The following is a 607-nucleotide window of genomic DNA, read 5'->3' on the forward strand; positions in this document are numbered from 1 at the left end:
TCTTTTGGGAAAAGAAGAGACGACGAAAACTCATCATTTGCTGCAAAGTTTCAGGCAAAGGACCGCAAAGATTAACCGCTAAGGTCGCAAAGAATTTTGTCTCTAATTGGTATTTGGTGCTTGGAATTTAGAATTTCCTCAAATGGTTTCACACCAAGCAAAGAAGTCAAAAAAGTAAGAGCACAAAGAAATTGTGACTCATTTCATACCACCTATTTCATTTCAATAGAGGTAACGAAACCTGATTTTGCCGCTTATATATTATACAATATTCAATATACATTATACAATAAATAAGGTTTCCCGCAGATCTCGCAGATCTTCGCAGAACAATCATTCCCCCATTAACCATTTTGGAATTTGGCCCACCACCGCTGAAGCTTCGGCAGGTAAAAATTTGGAGCCTGGAATTTTCTTCACTGTAGGAATTAACATTATATTAGCAGGAAGATCCTGCTGCTCTTCCATACCACTGTTGCAGGTAAAGCTTGATTTTATCCGCTTCTGGTCTCGATAAAGGCAAGTAAAAATAAGTATAAGCCGTTGGCAATAAGCTAAAAAAATGAGAGTACAAATTGCAATTAATGGAACTAGAAAACAACCAATC

At 37.2% G+C, this 607-nt stretch carries 1 protein-coding gene; it reads right to left on the bottom strand.

The window, feature by feature from the left end; all coding sequences use genetic code 11:
* Positions 1 to 333: 333 nt before the first annotated feature.
* Positions 334 to 607: hypothetical protein (locus HC175_RS23910; RefSeq protein ID WP_209310029.1), on the bottom strand; the 274-nt coding region annotated here is incomplete at its 5' end.

Source organism: Salinimicrobium oceani, from assembly GCF_012037645.1.